The sequence below is a fragment of the Brevibacillus sp. SYP-B805 genome, assembly GCF_011059135.1.
GTDB lineage: Bacteria > Bacillota > Bacilli > Brevibacillales > Brevibacillaceae > Brevibacillus_F.
The window spans coordinates 39,980-61,803 of the sequence record NZ_JAALGD010000005.1; the positions used below are offsets into that span (position 1 = coordinate 39,980).

General features: G+C 50.7%; 20 protein-coding genes and 1 riboswitch. Of the genes, 12 read left to right on the forward strand and 8 right to left on the reverse strand.

What is annotated here, in order from left to right:
- Nucleotides 1–171: 171 nt before the first annotated feature.
- The 9 genes from G3578_RS08025 (at nt 172) to G3578_RS08065 (ending at nt 13,625) form a co-directional block, all read left to right on the forward strand.
- Nucleotides 172–1,686, forward strand: a complete 1,515-nt coding sequence (locus G3578_RS08025; RefSeq protein ID WP_165211151.1) for a TIGR02677 family protein — start codon at nt 172–174, stop codon at nt 1,684–1,686.
- The gene (locus tag G3578_RS08030; RefSeq protein WP_206529568.1) at nt 1,679–2,905 is read left to right on the forward strand and encodes a TIGR02678 family protein; all 1,227 of its coding nucleotides are present in this window, start codon (nt 1,679–1,681) and stop codon (nt 2,903–2,905) included. The genes G3578_RS08025 and G3578_RS08030 overlap by 8 nt, the downstream gene beginning before the upstream one ends.
- A 14-nt stretch (nt 2,906–2,919) precedes the next feature.
- Nucleotides 2,920–7,089 carry a TIGR02680 family protein gene (locus tag G3578_RS08035; protein WP_165211154.1) on the forward strand — a complete coding sequence of 1,390 codons (4,170 nt, stop codon included), beginning with the start codon at nt 2,920–2,922 and terminating at the stop codon, nt 7,087–7,089.
- Nucleotides 7,090–7,094: 5 nt separating this feature from the next.
- Nucleotides 7,095–8,540: a TIGR02679 domain-containing protein gene (locus G3578_RS08040; protein WP_165211157.1), complete on the forward strand. Its 1,446-nt coding sequence runs from the start codon at nt 7,095–7,097 to the stop codon at nt 8,538–8,540.
- A gap of 3 nt (nt 8,541–8,543) precedes the next feature.
- On the forward strand, nt 8,544–9,047 hold the full coding sequence (locus G3578_RS08045; protein WP_165211160.1) for a type II toxin-antitoxin system PemK/MazF family toxin: 504 nt from the start codon (nt 8,544–8,546) through the stop codon (nt 9,045–9,047).
- Between the two features lie 470 nt (nt 9,048–9,517).
- Nucleotides 9,518–11,020: a VWA domain-containing protein gene (locus tag G3578_RS08050; protein ID WP_165211163.1), complete on the forward strand. Its 1,503-nt coding sequence runs from the start codon at nt 9,518–9,520 to the stop codon at nt 11,018–11,020.
- A gap of 56 nt (nt 11,021–11,076) precedes the next feature.
- On the forward strand, nt 11,077–11,829 hold the full coding sequence (locus tag G3578_RS08055) for a DUF6946 family protein (protein WP_165211166.1): 753 nt from the start codon (nt 11,077–11,079) through the stop codon (nt 11,827–11,829).
- A gap of 125 nt (nt 11,830–11,954) precedes the next feature.
- The gene (locus G3578_RS08060; protein WP_165211169.1) at nt 11,955–12,953 is read left to right on the forward strand and encodes an LLM class flavin-dependent oxidoreductase; all 999 of its coding nucleotides are present in this window, start codon (nt 11,955–11,957) and stop codon (nt 12,951–12,953) included.
- A 105-nt stretch (nt 12,954–13,058) separates the two neighbouring features.
- The gene (locus G3578_RS08065) at nt 13,059–13,625 is read left to right on the forward strand and encodes an FAD-dependent oxidoreductase (protein WP_165211172.1); all 567 of its coding nucleotides are present in this window, start codon (nt 13,059–13,061) and stop codon (nt 13,623–13,625) included.
- Between the two features lie 58 nt (nt 13,626–13,683).
- On the opposite strand, the gene G3578_RS08070 is transcribed toward G3578_RS08065, so the two are convergent.
- The 6 genes from G3578_RS08070 to G3578_RS08095 form a co-directional block, all read right to left on the reverse strand.
- Entirely contained in the window at nt 13,684–14,448 is a 765-nt protein-coding gene (locus G3578_RS08070; protein ID WP_481752729.1) for an ABC transporter substrate-binding protein, read from the reverse strand.
- Nucleotides 14,449–14,468: 20 nt separating this feature from the next.
- Nucleotides 14,469–15,191: an ATP-binding cassette domain-containing protein gene (locus tag G3578_RS08075; protein ID WP_165211175.1), complete on the reverse strand. Its 723-nt coding sequence runs from the start codon at nt 15,189–15,191 to the stop codon at nt 14,469–14,471.
- A gap of 7 nt (nt 15,192–15,198) precedes the next feature.
- Nucleotides 15,199–15,855 (reverse strand): amino acid ABC transporter permease, encoded by a 657-nt coding sequence (locus tag G3578_RS08080; protein ID WP_165211178.1) that lies wholly within the window; start codon nt 15,853–15,855, stop codon nt 15,199–15,201.
- Between the two features lie 399 nt (nt 15,856–16,254).
- Nucleotides 16,255–17,043, reverse strand: a complete 789-nt coding sequence (locus G3578_RS08085; protein ID WP_346773980.1) for a CBS domain-containing protein — start codon at nt 17,041–17,043, stop codon at nt 16,255–16,257.
- A 2-nt stretch (nt 17,044–17,045) separates the two neighbouring features.
- Nucleotides 17,046–17,399 carry a hypothetical protein gene (locus tag G3578_RS08090; RefSeq protein WP_165211183.1) on the reverse strand — a complete coding sequence of 118 codons (354 nt, stop codon included), beginning with the start codon at nt 17,397–17,399 and terminating at the stop codon, nt 17,046–17,048.
- A gap of 20 nt (nt 17,400–17,419) precedes the next feature.
- Nucleotides 17,420–18,148 (reverse strand): EAL domain-containing protein, encoded by a 729-nt coding sequence (locus G3578_RS08095; protein ID WP_165211186.1) that lies wholly within the window; start codon nt 18,146–18,148, stop codon nt 17,420–17,422.
- Nucleotides 18,149–18,254: 106 nt separating this feature from the next.
- Nucleotides 18,255–18,336, reverse strand: a riboswitch (cyclic di-GMP riboswitch).
- Nucleotides 18,337–18,610: 274 nt separating this feature from the next.
- Here G3578_RS08095 and G3578_RS08100 point away from each other — a divergent pair.
- Nucleotides 18,611–19,024: an RDD family protein gene (locus G3578_RS08100; RefSeq protein ID WP_165211189.1), complete on the forward strand. Its 414-nt coding sequence runs from the start codon at nt 18,611–18,613 to the stop codon at nt 19,022–19,024.
- 156 nt (nt 19,025–19,180) lie between these two features.
- Here G3578_RS08100 and G3578_RS08105 read toward each other — a convergent pair whose 3' ends face one another.
- Nucleotides 19,181–19,744, reverse strand: coding sequence for a cysteine hydrolase family protein (locus G3578_RS08105; protein WP_165211192.1), 564 nt, complete (start codon nt 19,742–19,744; stop codon nt 19,181–19,183).
- Between the two features lie 149 nt (nt 19,745–19,893).
- Here G3578_RS08105 and G3578_RS08110 point away from each other — a divergent pair, with 149 nt between their 5' ends.
- Both G3578_RS08110 and G3578_RS08115 read left to right on the forward strand, forming a co-directional pair.
- Nucleotides 19,894–20,331 (forward strand): AsnC family transcriptional regulator, encoded by a 438-nt coding sequence (locus G3578_RS08110; RefSeq protein ID WP_165211195.1) that lies wholly within the window; start codon nt 19,894–19,896, stop codon nt 20,329–20,331.
- An 83-nt stretch (nt 20,332–20,414) separates the two neighbouring features.
- Nucleotides 20,415–21,089: a tetratricopeptide repeat protein gene (locus tag G3578_RS08115; protein ID WP_165211198.1), complete on the forward strand. Its 675-nt coding sequence runs from the start codon at nt 20,415–20,417 to the stop codon at nt 21,087–21,089.
- A 37-nt stretch (nt 21,090–21,126) separates the two neighbouring features.
- Here the strand turns inward: G3578_RS08115 and G3578_RS08120 are convergent, their stop codons facing one another.
- The gene (locus G3578_RS08120) at nt 21,127–21,612 is read right to left on the reverse strand and encodes a nitroreductase family protein (protein ID WP_165211201.1); all 486 of its coding nucleotides are present in this window, start codon (nt 21,610–21,612) and stop codon (nt 21,127–21,129) included.
- Between the last annotated feature and the right edge of the window lie 212 nt (nt 21,613–21,824).

A 21,824-nucleotide genomic window follows, 5' to 3' on the forward strand; every position in this document is an offset into this window, starting at 1 on the left:
ACCTCCGCACCCCAGTCTTTCATTTTATTCTAGCATCTCGAGTTGTATGCGGACCACATTTAACTTAACTAATGCTAGGAGAAAAATGGTTAAATTTTTCCAATCATAGATTTTTTTCATATTCACATTTACCATATTCGATAAGAAAAATCGGACGGGAGGATCATCTCCATGGACCATTCCATGTCACCTGCAATGCTGCGAGGCGTTCCCGAATTTCGTTATTTAAATGCAGACAATGTTGCCCGCTATCGGGCTGTGATGCGTTATTTCTATCAGGAATACCAGCGGCTGCGCTACTGGCTTCGGGTAGAAGAGGTATTCGAAGGAGTGAAACAGTGGGGGGTATTGGAAGGATATACGGTTGAACAGTGCCAGGCAGATCTGGAGCAACTCAAAGAATGGCGCAATCTTGCATCCAGACACGATGGCGGCCGTGCCCAAACTGTGGAAGAGTATATGAGAAAGAAGAGTCAGTATGTACTGACACCATATTCAATCGAAATCGAGCGGATGTTGGAAACACTTGAAACCATCAAGGGGTACGGCGGGTCATTGGAGACGACTTACCTTGATACGATTGCGGAGTGTCTGGTAGCTGTACGGGCAAGCGGCGGGCTGTTTCAGGAAGGGGAAGCATCGGTTTGCTGGGAAAAACTGTATCAGGCGTTTAAAACCATGCATGAGAATGCCGCTGACTTCATCGCTAGCATGCATTCGATTCAAGCAGAACAGATGATGGCTACTGAAGCGTTTTTGTTGATGAAAGACAAATTGACCGACTATTTGCAGCATTTTATCAAAGGGCTGCAGAAAAAAGCCTATCAAATTGAAGGGCATCTGCAGAAAATCTCCCCTACTGTGGCTGAAACGTTTATGGAGCATGTCGTGGCTGACGAGATGCGAAAGCCCCGGTTGGAAGATAGTTTTTCAAGTGAAGAGATGGCCATTTCCTTGCGACAAGGCTGGCAAAATCTGAGGAAATGGTTTTTGGGAGAAGGAAGCGAGCAGAGCGAACTTGTCTTACTGGAGCGGGCAACCAAAGAGACGATCGCGAAAGTGGTTCGCTGCGCATTGAGGCTGCAAGAGCGAAAACGGGCCGGAATCAGCCGGAAGAAAGAACTGGAGTATTTGGCACAATGGTTTGACAGACTGACTTCGTTGGATGACGCCCACTGCCTTGCCGCGTATGCGTTTGGCCTGTTTCCCAGCAGGCATCTGCAAGGCGAGGACGAACGCACGACCGATCTTGCCGATATTTCCATGTGGAATGAAGTGCCCAAGATTCGCCCAGTGCGTTCACGCAGCCGTAAAAGACTTTCGCGTTCGGAAACGGAACCGGTTAGACAATCGGAGAACAGAAAGAAGGCTGCAAGGGCCGTCATTGAACAGCAGCTTCAGGAAGAGCGAGAGTTTGTCCACCGGATGGCCAGGAAAAAGCGGGTACGCATCTCTGAATTGGGTGTAGTCGATGCCAAGACGCGTTTGCGGTTATTGCATTGGATCGGTCGCTGTATGGGAAATGTTTCCTGTTCGTTTGTTACAGCGGAGGGAATCAAAGTGAGGTTGCAACTGGCGCAGTCCGGCGAGATGACAACGTTGCTGTGTGAAGACGGCAAACTGGACATGCCCGATTATACGCTATGGTTTGACGTGCCATATAAGGAGGAGACGGTTCATGGGTAGAGGCGGTACTCGGTCATGGGCCCTGCGGCGTATGCGGATGCAAGGCAGAGCAGGAGACGATGTGTGGCGGGAACGACGCAAGGCATGCGCCCTTGCTCTGCTCAATCGACCGTGGATCACCAAGGAGGAAGATCCGGAGCTGTTTTACTGGATTCGCGACCAATATCGTGAACTGAGGGACTGGTTTGCGGAATACGCCGGCTTTTCCCTCATCCTGACCAGGACCATGGCAAAGTTGGATAAGGCACCGCTAAGGGCATTTCCGTGGATGGGTATCCAGGAATTTCGTGAGCCGAGGGATTATGCGTTTTTTACCTATGGATTATGGTTTTTGGAAGGAAAAACGGAGTTGGACCAATTCCTGTTGAAAGACATGGTGGTGCAAATTCGGGAACAGATGATTGGATCGGGACTGCATGTCGATTGGGAACATTATCCCCACCGTTTGTCGATGGTGCGTGCATTAAAGAAGCTCAAACAGCTTGGGGTGCTGATTGCGGTGGATGGTGATGAGCAGGACTGGGCCCACAACGATGAAAACAATGTCCTCTACGAATGTACCTCCAATGTCCGATATGTGCTGCGTCACTTCCCGGAGGAGCTTACACGCTTCACTGACATTCATGAGCTCAATGTCCAGATGGTCTATACGGACACCGCAGACGGAGAAATGAGAAGGCGTCGGCATCGTGTCTACAGGAGGCTTTTATTGGAGCCGGTTATCCTGGATCAGGATTGGGATCCGGATGATTTGTACTATGTCATTACCCAACGCAGGTCGTTGATCGAGCAACTCCGCACCATGTTTGGCTGGGAAGGCAGCCGGTACCGGGAAGGATTATTGTTCTTTCATCCAGACTCCACCAGTGACGGAGATCTTTTTCCCACCATGTCAGCTTTATCCGATCTGGTATTGCTGTTAGCAGGAGAATTGAGACGGCTGCTGCATGCTGAGTCGTCGCTATGGTATGTGGAACAAAATGGGGAGATGGTGCTTGGCCGTACGGATTTGGAAAATCTGTTGCTGGTTTTGAGCCAACGCCACAAGGAATACTGGAGCAAGGAGCACCAGGAGATGACAGCGGCAGAATTGGCTGAAGCTTTGACCAGGCATATGAGTGAATGGGGATTGGGACGTTGGCGGGATGAAAACCGGTTCGCAGTTTCTCCGGTGTTGGGCCGTTGGAATGGCAGCTACCAAGTAGAAGATTCAGAGTAAGGGGAGGGGAAACCATGCAGTTTGAAAATGAATCGCTGAGTGAGGCTATCGCTGTTGCGGGAAATCCGACGCGTAACCGTTGGGAGATGGCACGGGCAGGCATCTTCAATTTTTGGGTGTACGATGATGAAGAGATTTCACTGGAAGAAGGACGTCTCATTCTGCGGGGGACAAACGGCGCGGGAAAATCAGTGACGATGCAGAGCTTTCTCCCTCTGGTGCTGGATGGCGACAAGCGGCCGCAGCGTTTAGATCCATTTGGCTCGCGGGACCGGCGCATTGAATATTATCTGCTGGGCGATGATGGCAAACACACCGACCGTATCGGGTATTTATGGATGGAATTCCATCATCCGCAAAAAGGCGTATACAAAACGATTGGCATCGGGTTGCGAGCGCGCAGGGGAGCTTCCCAGGTAGGCTTTTGGGGATTTTTGCTGGACGACGGCCGCCGGGTAAATCATGATTTCTGGTTGTATGACCGAATTGCCTGGTTGGAAGAAAAAGGAAAATACCCTCTTGATCGGCGTGAATTGGAAGCGAAGATCGGTGCCGGTGGACAGGTGGTACAGGAACAAAAAGCGTACCGCGACCTGGTGAACAAAGCGTTGTTTGGCTTTTATGACAGCGAGGCATTTACTGATTTAATGAATTTGATCATCCAGCTGCGCAGCCCGAAGTTGTCCAAAGATTTCAAACCATCGGCTATATATCATATTTTGACGGAAGCGCTTCCTCCTCTCCAGGAAGATGACTTGCGTCCATTATCCGAGGTTTTGGAAGATATGGACCAGATCGCGGATCGTCTGGATGAGCTAAAGCTGCATCAGAGTGAGCTGGAAAAGTTGGAGAAATCATATGACCGCTATAATCGCTTACTCCTCTATCAAGCATCAGAAGAGGTGCTTGATGCCAAAGCAAAAGCGGACGATGCTGCGAAGCATGTTGAAGAAGTTCAAGCTCAGTGCATCGAAACTGAACAAAAATTATCGGATTCCCATGATCGGTTGCAGGGATACCGCGTCCGTTTGCAAGAAGTTGATGCAGATCTGGATGTATTGAACAGACATGAAGCCATTGAAAAGCAGAGAGAATTGCAAGCGTTGGAGGGGAGTTTCACCGAAACTGGGCAGTATTTGGACAAATCGCGTGCACGCATCAAAGGACTAAGACAGCGTCATGATCGGATGCAATTGGAAATCATGCAGAATGATGGTCTGATGACGGAGCATATGCGTGCCCAGGAAGAACAGCTGCTGGAACTGGAGAGTCTGGCAAGGGAGATAGAATTTGCCGAGCACGATGTCTATCATCGTTATTGGCACCCTCATCCCCCCGAAGATGACAGATTTGTGCTTGAGTGGAAAAAGGATGTGGTCCGCCACCGCGAAGCGGTCGAGCAAGCATGGAAGATTGCGCAGGCAGAGCGGGAAGCGTGGAACAGTTTGCAGGAACTGGAGAAGGAACTGGGAGCCATCCGTCAGGAACGTGACGCAGCCGAAATGGCGAAGGTTGAGGCCGAAAAGCAGACAGAAGCGGCCCTGCAACAGCTAAAAGAGGAAATTGTTCAATGGAAACAGCGAGTGAAAGGGCTTGTTGTTGAAGAAAGGACGTTCCAGCGGATTTTGCAGGCGGTTTCCGCCATTTCTGTGACAAGCAGGAATTACGCTGGTGTGAAGCAACCTGTAATCGAAACGGCAGAAGAGATTCGAAGACAATGGAGGGAACAGGAGTGGCAACACCGCCACGACATCCAGCGGATCGAAGAAGTGCGGGCAGATCTCAAGCGGGAGCAGCAAGCTTGGCGGGAGAGCCGTGAACCTGAGCCGGAACGCAGCGACGCTAGAACTGCTGCGCGTGTTAGCCGAGGTGCAGGAGAAGGAGCCCCACTTTATGCGGTGTGCGATTTTCTGGGGCACTGGACCGAGGAGGAGCGGGCCCGAATCGAAGGGGTACTGAGCGCTTGCGGTCTGCTTGACGCATGGATAACCCCTGATGGACGTATAGGCAGACTCGAAAAAGGGGAAGAAGTATGGATTACACCTGCGCCAGTGGAATGGGGGTATACCCTCGCCGATGTGCTGAAACCTGTTCCTTCGCCGGAAAGCGGTCTGGATGAAGCAGCGATCGATGCGGTATTGCGAACGTTTGCCTGGAAAGAGATAGGCGACACGCCGCCATTTGAAGAGTTGGACACAACGTCTATCTGGATTGGCTCCTCCTTCTTTCAATTTGGTCCAGTTTGCGGGTATGTGACAGATACCCAGCAAGCCCGTTTTATCGGTAAGGAAGCCCGCCGCCGCTTCAAGTTGGCGGAAATAGAACGGTTGCAGTGCGAGATAGAGGCATGTGATCAACAATTGGAGGAGTTATCCAAGAAAGTAACTGAAATCCAGAAGGCCATAACACAGTTGGATGAGGATGTACAGGCGTTTCCGGATGACAAGCTGGTTCAAGAACGATTGGACGTGCTGGCCGATGCCGTACACCGGCTCAATGCGGTGATGGCTCATGCGCAGCGGATGGCCGATCGGGTGCGGGAAAAGAGCAATCATTGGCAGCAGTTGAAAATCGAGCTGGCAGCGAGCACCGAGCAATGGTCCCGCCTCAACAACCTTGGAGCGCTGCAAGCAGCGAGAGAAACGATCCAGTTTTATTTGAACGGCCTATCCGATTTGCATGCGGAGTGGAGACAGTACAGGCAGGCGGCCCAAACCCTTCGCAGGTTGCAAGAAGAGGCAGAGGAACTGCTGTCGGAAGTTGAAAATGAAACGGAACTGGCAGACGAGCTGGAGGAGAAATATCACTCTTTGAAAGTAAAGGTCGAGAGCCTGCGCCGCCACATGCAGGAGTTGGGTATCCACGATTTGTATGAACGCATCTCGCGTTTAGAGGCAGAAAAAAAGGGATTGGAAGAACAAATCGCCGACGAGGATCAAAGAATACGAGACGCTGAACAAGATCGGGCGCGGTACATGGAGCGACTCGAGACAAGAAAACGTCAATTCGACGAACTGCAACAGGCGGTAGAACGTGCTGTGCAACGATGGAATGGAGAAATATCTTTGGGGCTTGTAGCGGATTGGTCGGATGTATCCAGACCGGAATGGGACGATGTCGAAATTTTTCGCCTATGTAAAGCGGTCTATCAGGAATTGCAGCCTTCCTCGGCGGGTAGAAACCGCGAAGGTGTGACCTCTTCACTGCTCGATCAGTTTAATGCGGTCCGCCACTTATTAATGGATTATGCGCTGGAAGCCGTGGTTGATGACAAGACCGGGCGGGTAACGGTTGTATCTATGCGAGATCGGTTGCGGCCCCAATCGCCATCCGCTTTGCTGAAGGAAATAAACGCTCTGATTCTGGAGCAGTCCGGGCTGCTGGATGAAAAGGATCGACAGCTTTACGAGGAAATTATATTGCGCAGTGTAGGCAAAACAATTCGCCAGCGCATTCTGCGTGCCGAACAGTGGATCAAAGAAATGAACCGGCTGATGGCAGAGCGCAACACTTCAAGCGGCTTGAAATTGCAGTTGCAATGGGTCCCCAAGGCCGCCCAATCGGAAAAAGAGATGAACGCCGAGCAATTGGTGGAGCTTTTGCGCAGAGATGCCCGGCTGCTGCGGGAAGACGAGATTGAACGAATGATCCAGCATTTTCGCTCGCGGATTCAATGGGCGAAACAGGGTGCACAGGAAGAGCGGGAATCGCTTCGTAAACACATCTACGAGATCCTGGATTACCGTACATGGTTTCAATTTATGCTTCGGTACAAAAAGGGCGGGGAGGCAGGTTATCGAGAGTTGACCGATTCGAGATTCAATGTGATGAGCGGTGGAGAGAAGGCGATGTCGATGTATATCCCGCTGTTTGCCGCTACGTATTCACGGTATTCTGATGCCAGCCCCGAAGCACCCAAAATCATTTCCCTGGACGAGGCGTTTGCCGGTGTTGACGAAGAAAATATCCGCGACTTGTTCAAACTCTTGACAGAAATGGATTTCGACTACATGATGACCTCGCAGGTGCTATGGGGATGTTATGATACAGTTCCTAGTCTGTCTATAGTGGAAATCTACCGCCCTAATGATGCCGACTTTGTCACGCTGTTCCGCTATCGTTGGAATGGAAAGCGGCTCGAGCTGCTTCCCTCTGAAGAAGCGGCTCCTGCAAGTGAGGAATAATGGATATGGACGACCAACGGATGAATAAGATTAAGGCATTTTTTTCCGAGCCTGGGCTTACACGATTTATAGATGCTGTTCGCAACACCTATCGTAGGCGAGGCGTGTCCGGATACGTTCGGGTAAAACAGCTTTCTGCCAAAGAATGCGAAGCGCTCGAAGGATTGCTTGGCACACTACAAAAGCCTGGTGAAGATTTGCAAGAACCACTGCGAAAAGTGGAAAACATCTTGCTCCAAAGCGGATTCGATATCACGATTCGAGAATTGTTAACTTGTCTGGATGGGCAGGAGGTATTGACACGAGCCGAATTGGAACAACAAGCTGAGAGAAATTGGAATGACTTTATCGATGCGGCATTGCAGGCAAAGAGGGAGAAACAGCTGCCGGTTCAGATCGGCGAATGGGTTGAACGATTGCGTGAAGGAGCAGTACAAGGAAGCCGGATTTTGCGCAGACAGCATGCGCAAAATCCGGAAGATGCACAGCTACAATTTGAATATTGCCTGGATGCACTTTGTCGTGTTTGGGAGATGAAGCAGGAAAAGATTGCGCAGGAAGATTGTGAAGCACCTGAGATGTTGATTCGGCTACCTGTGCTGGCTGCAAAGGTGGCAAGAAATGCACATGCGTTTGATATCAAATTTCCTGCCGGACGATTGCTGTGGTGCGGTCTTCAGGAGATTTTTACACGGAAATCGGAAGACAAGTCAAGTGACTCCTTTGATGCGATGGATTCTAATGAAGAGTGGGAATCGTCCGGCATCATTGACATGAACGAGACTGATGTGGCTGGACAAGCCAGAAGCTTAGAAATTCGAAAAACGTATCGTATCGCTGGCATTGCTGACGATGATATCTCTTCCCAAGTCATTCTCTTTGCGCCGCACCTGACAAAAAGAAACGAAGAGCTCGTCCTGACACTGAGACAAGTCGAGAGATTGCCTGCCATTCCAAAATTCTCCGGGCTGTATGTGGTTGAAAACCCATCGGTGTTTGCAACTTTATTGGATGGAACGCTGCAATATGAGAAATATAGGAGCCGTTCGTCCTATGATAGCGCTCCGATTTTAATCTGTTTAAACGGGCAGCCGAGCGCGGCAACAATTCGATGGATAGACCGTTGTTTGGAGGCAAGAGACCAAAATGACGTGCGTCTTCACTATTCCGGAGATTTTGATGTAAAAGGCTTGGCTATCGCCCAAGGGCTTGCTCGGAGATATGGAAAGCACTTTGTACCATGGCGTATGAGTGTGTCGGATTACGAAAGATTCGCTCCTTACGGAATGGATTTGTCGGATCAGGAGAAAGAGCAATTGCAAAAAATGACAGTTGATTGGGATTACAGCCTTGGTACCCGTATGGCCTTTCTTGGTACAAAGGTTCATCAGGAAGTGTTTGTTGAAGAGTTATTGCAAGATTGGATGGACGTTTTTGGGTCGGAGGTGTAGGTATTGTATCTGGGATCACCGAAAGATGAATTTGATGTCGTATGGAATGAGGCAAAAGAGTTCCTTTTGCTTCAAAGCGATCGCGAAAAAGTCGTGCAATTTGTAAAATGGATGAAAAAGAAAGCTTGCTTGGCGTTTGGACCGGAGCCCTCCTTTCGATTTCCTATTTTTCGAAAGGGTATCTATTGGGCAGAATTGGGGGAAAATGTGGGTAGTGAGGAAAATAAGCATCGACCGGTCGTACTTCTTTGGAGTACAAAGGAAGCTCCGATCGCCATAGTTGTGCCCCTTACTACGCAACGCTTGCATGACGAGTATTTTTTCCATATCGATTTGGAGCATTTTAATAACACGGCGCTTATTGAACAGATTCGAACGATAAGCTTAAGAAGAATCACCTATCCGCTACGAGCGAAGGGAAGGGTAGCTTCCGTAAGTCATCAAGACATAGCCAGGATTGATGATGCGATTAGGAAATTGTTTACTACAAGACATGACGTTACTTGACAGAAGCTTCTTGTTATGCCATAATTCATAGTGAAAGCAATGATCCCGTGAGCAATCACGTACACCTAATTGATCCCAAAAGAGCAACTGAGATAGTTGCTCTTTTGTCATATTTTTTGGTTTACAGCATATAATATCATTACATTGATCCCATAGCAATTGCTATGTATCGGATTGATCTAGGGGAAAACCCCGGAAGACCTCCTTGCATAAGAGGAGGTCTTCTTAACATGTCTCTGTGGATCGTGGGTGTAATCTGCCATCCTCCGCCTCTAAATCAGCACTCAAGCAGTGCTGTTTTTTTATGTACGGGAGGTGGCTAGCTCTAGAAAGCAACTGATATACTAAATACACTCCAAGTGGTAAAATTTTCCCATAACCCCATCTTCAAAATACTTCCATTTTCACTATTACCTTCAACTAATTGAACCGCTATATTGAGATTGGACTATTTTTTATGGAGGAAAACCATGATAAAATGCAACGTTCTTCACCTACTGCTTGCCATATCAATTCTCGTATCAACGAGCGGCTGCAGCTCAAGCGCTCCCATGGCACAACCGGAAGCAACTCCGCACGAAGAAAAAACGGTTCAGCCGCCAAATGCCCCAACTCCCTCCACCCAATCGTCTTCTACCGAAACACCTGCAGCAGTACCCACAGCTACAGCACTACCCAAGCCGCCCTTTACCCTGGAGGAGATCCTCGCTTATCAGGGAGAAGTTGGTCGCTTCTCGGGCAGCAGCTATAATGAATCAGCGCTCAAAGCCGAGCTGGATAAGCTGCCGGAAGGAATGACCGAGGAGGAAATCTATGCATACATCCTGCAGCTTGTCGGTGAGAATTATCAGGAAGAAAAGCGCACGTTTGATGAATTAGAGAAAGTAAACTATCGGCAAGCCCTCTTGTCTATCGATCCTTCCGCTCCCGCACCTTCACAGCAAACAAAGGCAAAGATGAATGTTGAGGTTATCCTGGATGCCAGCGGAAGTATGGCGGAAAAGGTAAACGGCGGTGTTAAAATGGACTTGGCCAAGAAATCGATTCAAGATTTTCTGGGCAACCTTCCCAATCATGCAAACGTGGGTCTTCGTGTATTTGGACATAAGGGCTCCGGAGCCGATAAAGACAAGTTACTCTCCTGCAGCCAGACGGAATTGATATATCCTTTAAGCGGCTATAATCCAAATAGCTTTCAGAGCTCGCTTCAACGTTTCGGGCCGAAAGGATGGACTGGAATTGCAACTGCGCTTGAGGCAGCCCAACAAGATCTGCAAAACTCGTACAGGGAAGGAATGGAAAATATCATCTACCTCGTAACCGACGCAAAGGAAACCTGTGGCGGAAACCCGGTAGAAGTGGCGAAATTGCTCCACGAATCGGAGATCAAGGCAGTGATCAATCTCATCGGCTTTGACGTAGATGATGAGGCACAGCGCCAACTGAAGGCGGTTGCAGAAGCAGGCGGCGGCACTTATACGACTGTCAAGGATAAAAGAGATATGGAAAATGTGTTCCAACAATATCTGAAAAATCTGTACGAGGAAAATCGCAACTGGATGCAGAAGGCCGTAGACAACGTGTGGAATGAGTATGAGAAAGACGAAAACGAGCTGATTGCGACGCAAAAAGCGATGCTGCAAAAAACGGCCGTCGAATATGAGCGATTGCAGGCAGCCGCCGACTACCTGCGTGAAAAAGGCGTGTTGAACAAGCCGCAGTGGTTGAATATCGTCAGCTGGATGGATGATCGGTGGTTAAACCTTAGCGATTATGCCGACGACCGCTGGATATCGATCGGACATAAAATGGATGTGGAATGGATGGAGGCTGCTGCCGAAGTGGAGCATCGCTGGATGGAAAATGGCAGAGAACTGGATCAGAAATCTGGCAAAGTGGCGCTCAGGATCGGGAACTTGCGGGCACCCAAGATCAGGATAGCTCCTCTACGAACACGGCCGATTAGGTTTTAATGGAAAGGGTTTCTTGACCGAAACTGCTTCATCATGACAAGAATGGGAGTTTGGCGATGGTTACGATAATGTCAAACGACGGAAACCGCATCACGAGTATCAACGACTGGTTTGCTTATGCACCTCCAGCGAAGGGGGCCCTTCACTGGAAAGACGGGCGGAGTGCCAAGGAGCTTGCCAAAGCCTGGTTTCGAACAGGCAAGGCCGAGATTCCTGCTGAATTGGCGGCGCTTCTTCAATCACACCCCGTTACCCGCCATTTTCGGATGAAGATCGGCATTCCGGAGAAGGAAACCATCCTTGACGATTTCAAGGGAAGCGGCCGCAACCATGACCTGGTTCTGATTGGCGAAACGCCGGACGACCGTGTATTGGTTGCAGTAGAAGCCAAAACGGATGAGCCATTTGGCGAGATCATCGGTGACTATATCCGATCCCGTGTCAAGGCGAATCCGAGAAGCCGCGTTCCCGACCGAATCCAACAGCTCGCACGGGGGGTATTCGGCCACACGGAGGTATCAACGCTTCGCTATCAACTCCTTCATGCCGCCGCCGGAACGCTTATCGAGGCAAAAAATCAGCATGCCTCGCATGCCGTACTTGTGATTCATGAGTTCGTCCCTTCAACAGGGAAAACGGAGCTAGCAAAACAGAATGAGCAGGACCTGGCGGCTTTTCTTGAGCGATTGTCGAACGGTGGACAGCAGTTAACCGCGGGCGCATTGTGCGGGCCGTTTCATGTGCCGGGCGGGGGCAGGATACCGTCCGACATCCCCCTCTATATTGGCAAGATTGAAACGGACATGTAAACGTAAGAGCTTTTCTGCCATGTGATGAAAAAGCGCGGCTGCACATTGCTGCAGTTGGGTTCATTGACTTTTGGCCGGCCAGGGGCAGAATAAGGGGTAGATGATCCTTGTGAGGTGAGGAGCGAATGATCCGATTAAGCGCGCTTGACCAATCCCCGATTCCGAAAGGGAGGACCGCCACCGAGGCATTGGCCCATACGACGCGTTTGGCCCAGGAACTGGAACGGCTGGGCTATTATCGTTTTTGGGTGGCGGAGCATCATTTTACCATGAGTTTGGCGGGCTCCAGCCCGGAAGTGCTCATCGCCCATCTGGCCGCCCACACCCGGAAGATGCGCATTGGCTCCGGAGGGGTGATGCTGCCCCATTACAGTGCCTACAAGGTGGCGGAGAATTTTCGGGTGCTGGAAGCGCTGCATCCCGGCCGCATCGATTTGGGGGTAGGCAGGGCGCCGGGGGGCATGCCCCTGGCGACCAGAGCGCTGCAGGAAGGGAAAGTGACCGGGATCGATACATATCCGGATCAATTGGATGATTTAATCGGCTACTTGCACGACGCCCTTGACGAAAACCATCCGTTTGCCGGACTTCGGGCGACCCCGCTTGTTCCGACCGTGCCCGAGCTTTGGCTGCTTGGGTCAAGCGGGGAGAGCGCAAGGCTGGCCGCCGCACGGGGAGCAGCCTTTGCCTTTGCGCATTTCATCAATGGAGAGGGCGGGGTGGATGCCATGCGGTGGTACCAGCAACACTTTCAGCCCTCCCACGGCAATGACCGGCCCCAATCGATGGTCGCGATCTTTGCCATTTGTGCCGAGACGGAGGAAGAAGCGAACCGGGTTGCTTCCAGCCTCGATCTTACCCTCCTGCTGCTGGAAAAAGGGGAAGCGGCCCATGGGGTACCCTCGGTGGAAGAGGCGCTGCGTTATCCCTATTCGGCCCTTGACCGGTACCGGATTCAGGAGAACCGCAAACGGATGATCGTGGGGTCACCGGAACAGGTCAGGCAGAAGATCTTGGCGCTGAGCGAAGCGTACAACACGACGGAAGTGATGATCGTCACCATTACCCATGAATTTGAGGCGAAGCTGCGGTCATACCGGCTGCTTGCCGAGGCGTTCGCCTGATCATGGGCCGTCAGCACATTGAGATAGGGGCGCAGCTTTACTTACTGCCTGCTTTTTACTTATACTATTTATGATAGTAAAAAGTATCATAAGGAGGTTATCCTCATGTATGATGTGATCGTCATCGGCGCAGGTCCGGCCGGTGGAAGTGCGGCTCTTTTCACCAGCAAAGCCGGCAAGAAAACCCTTGTGATCGACAGCAACCAGAGTGTCACCAAACGGGCATGGCTCGACAACCATTACGGTGTGGACGGGATTTCCGGTCCGGATTTGATCGAAGTGGGGAAAAAGCAGGCAGGCAAGTTTGGGGCAGAATTCGTGGAAGACGTCGTGACGGATATCCGCTCGGAAAACGGCAAGCATACCGTCGTGACGGAGAGCGGGAAAACTTTTGAAACGGCCCATGTGATTCTGGCCACGGGGATGTCGGTGCAGCTGGCGGAAAAGATCGGGCTCAAGATCGTGCCGGGCACGGAACCGCGCATCAAAAGCATCATTGAAGTGGATCAGCAGGGCAAAACGAACATCGCGGGCATCTGGGCAGCCGGTACCGTGGCGGGGGTGTCCATGCATACGATTATCACGGCGGGCGACGGCGCCAAAGTGGCGATCAATCTCATCAGCGAACTGAACGGGGCGCGTTATGTCGATCATGATGTGCTGAAAGCATAATACAGGGTTAGGGCCGCTTGCAAGGCCCTAACCCTGTGTCGCTTACTGGGACAGGTCGTTATTGCGAGATATCCTCGCCGAAGTATTTCTTGCTGATCTCCGCATAGGTGCCGTCTTTCTTGATCTCTTCCAACGCCTTGTTGATTTTGTTCAACAGTTCCGTATTTCCCTTTTTCACCGGGATGGCCATCTGGTCGAGGAAAAGGGGTTCGCCCACCGCCTTGATGGGAAGCTGGTTCTTGGTGATCGCGTACTTGCCGACCAGTTCATCCGTGATCACGGCATCCAGACGGCCAGGGACCAGCAGATCCTGAAGAGCCGTGACGTCGCTGTCGTAGGTTTGCACTTGATCGGTATATTTTTTGGCGACCTCTTCAAACGTACTGGAGACCACCACTCCGATTTTTTTGCCTTTCAGGTCATCGGGAGAAGAAATCGCGCTCTGGTCGTTCGCCACAAAAATTTGGGCGCCGGATTCATAATAGGGGGCGGAAAAATCAACCTCTTTCTTCCGCTCCTCGGTGATGGCCATGCTGCCGATAATCGCCTGGAACTTGTCCGCTTTTAATGCGGCCAAAATGGTTTGCCAGGGGTTGGTCACCGGTTTGGGATTCATTCCCATTTTTTTGGCGAGCGCATTGCCGATTTCCACGTCGAACCCGACCAGCTGACCGTTCTCCTGGTAGTTGAACGGCGGATACAGGCCGCTCATGGCAAAGGTAAAATCGGCCTGGCTGTTGGCCGACTCCGAGCTGCTACATCCATAAACAAGCGTGCCCAGCAGCGCGATAACCAGGAACAGAACTGCTTTTTTGGTATGCACGTTGAATTCCTCCTTCTATGCTATAAAATACTTCGCAAAAACTGTTTGGCTTTGGGATGCCGGGGATTGGCAAAAAAGTCGGCGGGCTTTCCCTCTTCGGCAATGATCCCGTTATCCATGAACACGATCCGGTCGGCCACCTCTCTGGCAAAGCCCATCTCATGGGTCACGATCACCATCGTCATGCCTTCCTGGGCCAGCTCCTTCATGACCTGCAGTACCTCTCCCACCAATTCCGGATCAAGGGCGGACGTGGGTTCGTCAAACAGCATGATCTGCGGGCTCATGGCGAGGGCGCGGGCGATGGCTACCCGCTGCTTTTGCCCGCCGGACAGCTTGTCCGGATACTCGTCCGCTTTCTCCTGCAATCCGACCTTTTTCAGCAGGGAGAAGGCTTGTTCCCTCGCTTCGGCTTTGCTTCTTTTCTTTACCTGCACGGGCGCCTCCATGATATTTTCCAACACGGTCATATGGGGGAAAAGGTGAAAGTGCTGAAACACCATGCCGACCTGTTCCCTGATCTGATTCAGGTTGACCTGATCGGGTTCGACCCGCTGCCCCATCAGCCAGATTTCGCCTTTGTCCTTTTGTTCCAGAAAATTCAGGCATCGAAGCAGCGTGCTTTTGCCGGAGCCGCTTGGGCCGATCAGCACCACCACCTCCCGGGCGGATATGTCCAAATCGATGCCTTTCAGGACGTGCAGGTTCCCAAAATGTTTGTGCAAACCGCGAACCTTAATCACAGGAACGTCACCTGCTTCCTTTGTCCAATCTTTTCTCCAGGCGGTGCAGCACGAGGCTGAACACGACAATCAGCGCCAGATAGTACAATCCGGCGATCGAATAGAATTCAAGCTGACGAAACGTAGCCGCCGCTTCGCTCATGGAGACGCTGAATATTTCAGAGACCCCGATGAACGCCACCAGGGAAGAATCCTTCAGGCCAATGATGAACTGGTTGCCGAGCGGGGGGATGGCTCGTTTGAATGCCTGGGGCAAAATGATGCGCCGCATGGCGAGGCCATAGGACATTCCCAACGAGCGGGCCGCTTCCATCTGTCCTTTGTCAATCGATTGGATCGCTCCCCGGAAAATTTCCGCGATATAAGCGCCGCTGTGGATGGCGAGAGCCAAGACGCCTGCCCAAAACTTGGACAGGACAATGAAGTGGGTGATCCCGAAGTACAGCCACATGATTTGGACAATCAGAGGGGTTCCGCGAATCAGGCCGATGTAGCCATTGGCGATCAGCCGCAGCCAGCCCCTGTCGGATATTTTCATAAAGGCGAAGACCAAACCGATCAACGAGGCGAGGAGCAGGGAAGCGACGGTGATTTCCAGCGTCACCCAGGTTGCCTTCGCGAACCCGGAAAACGTGCCGACAAAGCTTTCCACGAACCGATTCATCCGAGATACTCTCCTAAGTCGTAAAGGGAATTTGATAGTACTGATATTAGCAGAATATTCAAATTTGTTAATTGTACAAATGGGATAAAAATCGGGGAGAAATTATATACAAATTGATCAGATTTTATACATAGCAAAAATGAGGGGGAAAAAGGAGAATCTCCCCTGGGGAATCCGCTTGCGAAACGAACGGAACCACCCCGGGGAGATCTTGTTGGACAGACTGTCACTGAAGGAGACGTGCAGGAGGCCGGTCTCGATTACATCCGGAAACGTTGTCAGCTGCGGCATTGATCTGGAGGAAAGCGCGAGGGAGAGAACCGCCAAGCTTTTCTGGCGGCGGCGCCATGAAGGGAAAGGAAACGCTATCTGGAGGAGGATGGTTGGGCGTAATCGCGGTTATCTTTCTTTCGCATAAAATTTGGCTTTCGTCGACAGCAAACTGGCTTCCCGAATCGATTCTTCGTAACTCTTGGCAAACAAATCGTGCAGATTTCCGTTAAGAAATCCTACAGAAAAGGAGATGGCCACATTCTTGTATGCAATGGGCCTTTTCATTTGCTCATAAAAAAACTGCAATTCCGATTGCTCTCTCTTTGTGATGACCACGAACTCATCCCCGCCGTACCGGCACAGGTAATCGCCATCTTGGCAGATTTCTTTCAAGCGGTTGGCAAAGTGGGTCAAGACTTCGTTGCCGAAGATATGGCTGTATTTTTTGTTGATTTCGCCAAAATTATTTAGATCGAGGAAAAACAGGTGAAACCGTGTTTGCTGTTCAACCAAAAAATTATATAAATATTCAATGTAGGAAGCTCTGTACAATCCGGTAAGGGGATCGATATTTTTCCCGATCTCTTCGCGCAGCGTTTCTCTGGTTACAATGCCGATCACTTCATGGTCATCCATCACAAGAAGTCTTTCCACTTCGTTCTCTTCCATCATGGCGAGAGCTTGTCCGATAAAGGCATTCTTGTGGATCGAGAGTGGATTCGCCGTCATGACGTCAGCAACGATGCGGTTCGGGTGGGCGGCACGAATGTCCCGGGAGGTTACGATTCCCACCACTTTGCCTTCTTCAAACACCACCAAGGAACCAACTTTCAGTTCATTCATTTTTTCCGCCGCGTACTGTGCGCTTTTTCCGGACGAAACCCCGTAAAGTTGTCGGCACATGAATGTTTCCACTTTCAAGCCAAATCCACCTCTCGTTGCACGGAAACAGCGACCTTCAGCTCCGCGCGCAGCACCATTCGTTCATTCAACAGCTTGTCTGCTTCTTCCATAATAATTTGTAAAATGATTTCTTTATCGATCATTTCGATCAGCGTATTCCGAATCAATACCGCTTCCACTTTCGGATGATCGATCTTGATGATGGAAAACTGCTCGGGAGACAGGGCTTCAGCCATCCTTCTTACCGCTTCCGGTCCAACTGGGGCTTGTCTTCCAATCAGCAAGAGGTCTTTCATTGGAGGAACTTCGAACTCGGTAAATTTAATCGTGATGCTGGCTTTTTTTGAGTAGTAATTGTTGTTTGTCATAAAAAAACACACTCTTTTCCCTATGGTCTCTCGATTTCAGCAATGGATTTCGGCTTATCCAGCAGATACCCTTGACCCAATTCGACACCCAACTGCTTCACTACTGCCAATTCACTCTCCTTCTCAATTCCTTCCAGAATCAATTTCGTATGATCTTCGCAATATTTCACCAACAGGTCAACGAGTTTTCTTTTTTTCTCAAACTCTTCAATATGGGCCGTTACCGTCCTGGATAGTTTAATATAATTGGGATCGTAATCAAATAAATGCCGGAATGAAATAGAGCCCTCTCCGAAATCGTCCAGCGCAATGAAGAATCCTTCCTTTTGCAGATTGGGGATGACCCCCTTTGCCTTTAATTCATCCCAGAGCGCATGTTCTTCGGCGGATTCGTTAATTTCAAAGACGATTTGACCAATGATGCCGGCGGCCGTTTCTTTCACCTGATTGACGAATTCATCAAACCCTTCATGCAGCAGTGTGGAAGGGAAGATGTTGACAAACAGTTTGCAGCCTGCCGCAACCAAGTGAGAGCTCTGAAACGTTTCAATGCTTTTCATGATGGATTTCGTGTCCAATTCAAACAACAGATTGGCTTTCCGCGCCTGCTGGAACAAGCGCATTGGATCATACGCTTCGCAGCGAATCAAAGATTCAACTCCAATCAAACGATTGTTCTTCAAGCACTTGACAGGTTGATAGCTGTGAAAAAAGCTATCGGTTTTGATTATGTTCTCGATAGTAGCCATAGATCTTATCCCTTTTCTAGTTTTTTCCCTATGGAAGATATGGCTTTGTACGAGTTTGTGACAAAAAAGCTGCTCAAAAATTGAGCAGCCTTGTTATCATTACAACTTCGACAACTCAGCCACCATAGATTACCTTTAGGTCTGTAGTTTTGCGTCCCAGTCTTTCGACAGGTTTGCCTTTTCGATTGTAACTATTTGGATGGTAAAAATTCACTATTCAGAGTATAGGACTAATAGCACACTTGCGCAATAGAAAAATTATGAAAAAAGTATAGTTTTGTCGAATTTTGCAAATGGCAGTCGGATCGTGCTGCATGGAGAAGCTTGATGTTTTTTTATAATGGTTTTCATGAGGTTCGCAGGTGATACCGGCTTGCTGCAGTTGGTTTTGACAATCCAGCCGATTAATTATAGAATTTTCTAACAGGAATTCTACATTTTGTAATGATTGGAGGCTTTTTTATGGATCAAGAGTTGGAATTAAAGGCTCCTTTGCAGGCAGAGGAGTTGAAGTACGCCGGGTTTTGGATCAGGTTCCTTGCGTATGTCATCGACGGCATTTTGCTTTATGTGGTTACGTTTCTCTTGGTACTCGTGCATGAAAAACTGGTTTTTCTTTCTTATCTCATCAGCATCTTGTATTTCCCGCTGCTGGAAAGCTCCAGCATGCAGGGGACGCTCGGCAAAAAAGCCCTGGGATTGATCGTCGTTGATGAGGAGGGGAACCGCATCACCGTCGGAAGGGCATTCGGAAGATTTTTCGCCAAAATATTGTCCGGAATCATTCTGTACATCGGTTACATCATGGTTGCCTTTACTGAGAAGAAACAAGGACTGCATGACAAGATTGTGAGCACGTACGTGGTGAAAAAATAAAGCGTGCCGACAGAAGCCTCTTGCTGTGGTGACACGGCAAGAGGCTTTTTGCGCAGATCGGACAGTAAAGGTTCATGAACGTGGAAAAGGGACGGAGAAACGTTTGGGGGCCTTCGCCGAGCGGGTAGTGCGTTCGCTCAAGTCGGCGGGGGTACTTTATGCTCGGGCCATCTGGAGCAGCTGTTCCGTGGTCATGATCGCGGCAAATTCTTCGTGCAGGCTGACCAGATTCATCCGGTGGATCTCCTCGGCGGTATAGTGTTTGCCGTCGTGTCCCACTCTGTTAAACGTCGCGGTCGCATCGGCAATCAAGACGGGGGAGAATCCCAGATTTTTGGCCATGCGGGTGGTTGTCGAAACGCAATGATCGGTGGTGAGGCCCACGATCACGAGCGTCTTGATGCCTTGGCTGGCCAGCAGAGCTTCCAGGTTCGTACCGATGAATGCGCTGTTCACCTGTTTGCGGATCACGGGTTCGCTGCCGGTCGGAGCAACCATCGCTTTGATCTCGCAGGCTTCCGGTGTGGAAAAGAGAGATTCCGGCGAAGGGTTAACATGCTGGATATGGATGACAGGACGGTTTGTCTCTCGCCACACGGCCAGGATTTTTGCCATGTTTTCCTCAGCGTCCGGGTTGTTTCTGCTGCCCCAGCTCGGATGGTCGAACGCATGCTGGACGTCGATGAGAAGAAGCGCTGCGTTTTTCTCGAAAGGAACCATTGTACAAACCTCCTCTTTGTCGGTAAGATCATTTTGTAAAATCAACCAATGGTTCGCAATGGAGAAAGCAAAGCAAAAACCCTTCTTGACTTTCATTCATGAAGTGTTTGGAATCATTACTTTCGTTGGCAAAGGGGAGGGGGAATGTCGTGGATGCGGTGGACAAACGGATCGTGGAATTGCTTCAGGAAGACGGCAGAATCACGATGAAGCAGTTGGGGAAAGTCGTGGGGCTGACAGCTCCCGCGGCGGCAGAACGCGTCCGGAAATTGGAGGAGCAGGGGGTCATAACCGGCTACAAAGCCACGGTAAACCCCGAAAAAATGAACAAGCACGTAACGGCTTTTGTGTTGTTTGATACCACGCAATGCAAAAAATTCGTGGAGTTTTGCAAAACCTATCCGGATGTGACGGAATGCTATCGGTTGGCGGGACAGTACAGTTATCTCGTGAAGGTGGTTACCCAATCGGTCCATAGTCTGGAGCGCTTTATCGACCAAGCCATGCCTTATGGCAAATCCTCCACGCTGATCGTCCTATCTTCCGCAGTAACGGACAAAGCGGTCGCATTGGAATTGGACGATTGAACGGGATTCCTTTCCCTGTATAATTTTCCTGTATAATGAGAAAATCAAATGGAAAATGGGAAGGTAGAGAGGGGGGAATGTCATTGGGGAAAATCGCGCTGTTCTCCCTGCTGTTCTGGATCACGGGAAATCCGTTTTTGGCGCTCTTCTTGCTGCTGGTCATCCTGTACTTTCTCGATATGCGTTATGTGAGACTTTTGCCCGATCTGTTCCGGCCGCTTCGGCTGAACAGCCGGTTGGCGAAGCTCAGGCAGCAGCTGCGGGTCAATCCGCATGACACCTCGGCCAAATGGGAAGCGGCCCGGATTCTGATGGAGCAGCGGCGCTATCCGGAGGCGCTCGCGTATCTGGAAGAGATCCGCAGCGTCGTGGATGATTCCGCCGAATTCCTGTGCGAATACGGGATCTGTCTGTTGAAGACCGGAGAGAAAGAGATCGGGGAAGAATGGATCCGGAAAGCCTTGTCCCTCAACCCGCGTGTCAAATACGGCGAACCGTACCTCCATCTGGCGGAGGCCTTTGCCCGGGAAGATGTTTCCAAGGCGCTGGCCTACCTGCAAGAACTGAAGGGCCTCCATTCGTCATCGGCTGAAGTCTGCTACCGGCTGGGCCAGCTGTACCAGCGGCTGGGGCAGAAGGAAGAAGCCCATGCCGCCTATCGGGAAGCGATCGACGTGTACAAGGGACTGCCTGCCTACAAGAAGCGCACCGAAAGGCGATGGGCGCTGCTGGCAAGAATGAACGCTTGGAAGCAATAATCGAACAAACCGCTTGCCTCATCCAGAAGGCGGGACGCTAGGGCAGATCGCGAACCTTTTCTGCAATCGGCGTGCGTTCCTTGACGGCCGGCACGTCCGCCGGATAGCCGACGCCGAACACCCCGATCACATCATAGCCGTCCGGCACGCCGAGAATTTCGCGGTTGCGGGGCGTCGCGCCGAGCGATGTCCATCGTGTCCCCGCCCCTGCCGCATGGGCGGCCAGCAAGAAATTCTGGACGAAACAAGCGGTTGCGATCACATTTTCGTCCCGTTCAAACGGTGTGGCTCCCGGCTTGGACAAGACCGCAAACACAACGGGCGCGCCGCCGAAATCGGTTTTGTGGTTCAGCTTCGCACGCGTATCCGCTCCGACAAAGCGGATTTCCCACGGCTCCGTCAGGCGGTGATTGGGGGCATAACTGGCTGCCTCGAACCACGCCATCAGCTGTTGGCGATCAATGGGATCAGGTTTGAAATCCTTGATATTGCGGCGGGTCTTGATGACGTTCAGGATTGTCATGGGTTGCCAGCTCCTTTTGTGAGAATCATGGGATATCATATTCCGTTGTGCCGGCGTGGGGCCCTCCCCGCGTTTTTTTATGCTCCGGCGATGAGCGCGATCTACCTTTTCATTATCTCCCACGATCAATGGTTTGTATGTTGCAGAAGGAAGAGGGCCCCTTTCATGGGGAAAGAAAAACGGTTGACACACCATGCGAGCGATGATACCAT